The 2,400-nt window shown below is 35.3% G+C and carries 4 protein-coding genes; 1 reads left to right on the top strand and 3 read right to left on the bottom strand.

The window, feature by feature from the left end:
- Nucleotides 1-231: 231 nt before the first annotated feature.
- Complete coding sequence (locus ACTRWE_RS18945) at nucleotides 232-648, top strand: hypothetical protein (protein WP_462880513.1); 417 nt, start codon at nucleotides 232-234, stop codon at nucleotides 646-648.
- A gap of 152 nt (nucleotides 649-800) precedes the next feature.
- On the opposite strand, the gene ACTRWE_RS18940 is transcribed toward ACTRWE_RS18945, so the two are convergent.
- From ACTRWE_RS18940 to ACTRWE_RS18930, 3 genes are all read right to left on the bottom strand, one after another.
- The gene (locus tag ACTRWE_RS18940) at nucleotides 801-1,247 is read right to left on the bottom strand and encodes a lecithin retinol acyltransferase family protein (RefSeq protein WP_462880512.1); all 447 of its coding nucleotides are present in this window, start codon (nucleotides 1,245-1,247) and stop codon (nucleotides 801-803) included.
- A gap of 169 nt (nucleotides 1,248-1,416) precedes the next feature.
- Nucleotides 1,417-1,827, bottom strand: coding sequence for a DUF2787 family protein (locus tag ACTRWE_RS18935; protein WP_462880511.1), 411 nt, complete (start codon nucleotides 1,825-1,827; stop codon nucleotides 1,417-1,419).
- A 75-nt stretch (nucleotides 1,828-1,902) separates the two neighbouring features.
- A complete protein-coding gene (locus ACTRWE_RS18930) occupies nucleotides 1,903-2,379 on the bottom strand; it encodes a hypothetical protein (RefSeq protein WP_203985966.1) in 477 nt (158 codons plus the stop codon).
- Nucleotides 2,380-2,400: the final 21 nt, after the last annotated feature.

Here is a 2,400-nt window from a genome sequence, read left to right as displayed (position 1 = left end):
GGCACTAAGCAGTCAAATAGGCTTTCATAGTTACATAACATTCGTAAGGATGAACGATATGCTCATATTGTTTCATTTAAATTTATTTAAAGACTTATAAAAGTTAGTTACAATAATAACTTAGATAATCTATTCAAATTATATAAGTGAGCGTTAAGTCGGCAGAAATATGTACGATGAGTTCATTATTAAATGTTAGTTGTACATCACATACAAGGAAATTTCGTGCATATGAAAAATATAATTACAACAATACCTTTTTTATCAATTCTTACAGGGTGCGTCCAATTCCCACCTGATACTAATGAGCGACTGGGGCAATTTACAGCAGCTTCATCATTTAATGTACGGAATTTAGAATATGAGAAAGGTACAAACACAGTTTCATATACAAAAGGCAAAGCTTGCTATCAGGTGAACTTACAAACTCTAGCTTATATTTCAGGTCCAAAAGATAACCTTATGCAGCGCGCTATGGATGAGGCTATTAGAAATGGTCAAAAAACAGGTATTGATGGGGATTTGTTAGTTAATACAAGAATTGAACGTATAACTGAATATAAAGAAAAAGGTGACTTTTTCAAAATCAAAGAAAGATACGAGTGTTTAGTCGTAGAAGGCGATTTAGTGAAAATTAAAAGGTCGTAAAACAAATGCTTAAAGAGTTACTACCTTTGCTTGTAGTATACTATTCATTTCAATTAAGTTTGCTTTTTCTAAGCTAATTTAAATGGTTTGTTGATATAGCTAGTCAAATTAAACTAAAAAAATACAGTCATTACTGGCTGTATTTTTATATATTAGATCATCCAAAGCTGCCAATTATCAGATCCAAGTTCATCTTCAGCTGTCATCTCAAGTATCCATAAGAAGTTATTCGCGTTATTGTCAAAGTCACCTGTTAAGCAGCCTGCTACAAACTGATGGCAGTTATCAAATAGCAAATTATAATTACGTGAGGTGTTAAGCTTTTTCTTTGCTCTATTAGCGACAGTTCTTGACCCTACGGCCTTTTCGCCTCTGCATGATACATTTATCGCGAAAGCAGTCGTTCCAGCAATAAATCTTTTAGGACTTACCATTTCTATTTGGCCTTTACCGTTTAGGTGAACTATCTGGTTATTACCAATGTAAACACCTGAGTGGCTAGCGTAATTAGAGAACAAGTCGCAATAAACAACACTGCCTATCACTGGTTTGACTCTTTTTTTCTTAAACTCATTTAAGTGATGAAAAAGACCTATCATTTTTAATATCCATAATTTAAACCGTATAGCGTTAACCGGATTAGTAATTCGATTGTCTCTGAGCAGAGTTTTGTAGAGTCACTAACATTGGTTAACGTGGTTGTTGAACTAATGAAGTCAGGGCACTTGCGTGTAGAAAGCAAACACCCTTGCTCCGGTCTATAGCGGGTTAGTCAGTACTTATTTGAGTTTGATATACGCCCATATTTAAGTATGAAATAAAATTAGTGATTGTTATTTTAGTTACCTCTATTGCTGGTTGCTCGCCAAGGCTACCAACATAGGCTAAATAAACCGTCCCTTCTTGAAATAGAATATCGACTTCCTTCTCAAGTTCAGGATATGTACCTGCATAGCTAAAGTCCGTGAAATAATCCAATAGCCATGTTTGCTTATCTTTAAATAAGCGAATTTCTACTGGGTGAAATCCCCCGTTAGTGACGCTATATTCTGGATCTCGAAAGTTAAATGTAATTGATGTGAGATTGCGAATATCGATATCAATCAGAAGTGAATCTAACTGGTTTATTAAGTTGTCAGGCACACGAATGCGCCCAATGTTGCTCAGGGAAATTGACATAATGAGTTCTCTTTTTAGTTACGTTAAAGCTGGTGGAGTTAGGTAGGGTTGTATGAAGCTTTGATATGCTAAAAGTTACTTAGTCACCTTATTAGGTGTTGCTAAAGGTTTAAGCTTAGCAATCCGGTCTTGTTGATTAACAATGAGGGGGTTAGCTAAGTGTAGAAATACCTTTTTCTCAGTAGGCTGAATTAATGCAAGCTCCTCATGACGAAGTACTGCTGCAATAAATGATGTATTGTTGGCTGAGCCGCTTTTAAATAGCGCTTTAAATACGGATGAGTTAAATGGCTTATCACCGAGCGTGAGTATTAGATCATAAATTTCATCTAACTTTATCCATTCTTTAGAGAATAAGCCGCCATCTGAATTACTTGTCAGCCTGATATAGAGCACATTACTCTTCAAGTCTTTAGCGACCTCATAGCCAATTAAACCTGTTGAGCTAGGCGATAACTTTTTCGCTAACCCTACCAATACCGTTGTATAGTCATCATTTTGAATATTGTCTTGAACGTTATCTTGTACGTCTTTTTTAGAGTGTGTTTTCATAGTTACCTCGAGTTATTAAAT

This window comes from Pseudoalteromonas sp. G5_S1_54_S4, from assembly GCF_054968565.1.
The sequence above is the reverse complement of the archived record's forward strand: the minus strand, read 5'-3'. Positions and strand labels throughout refer to the sequence as shown.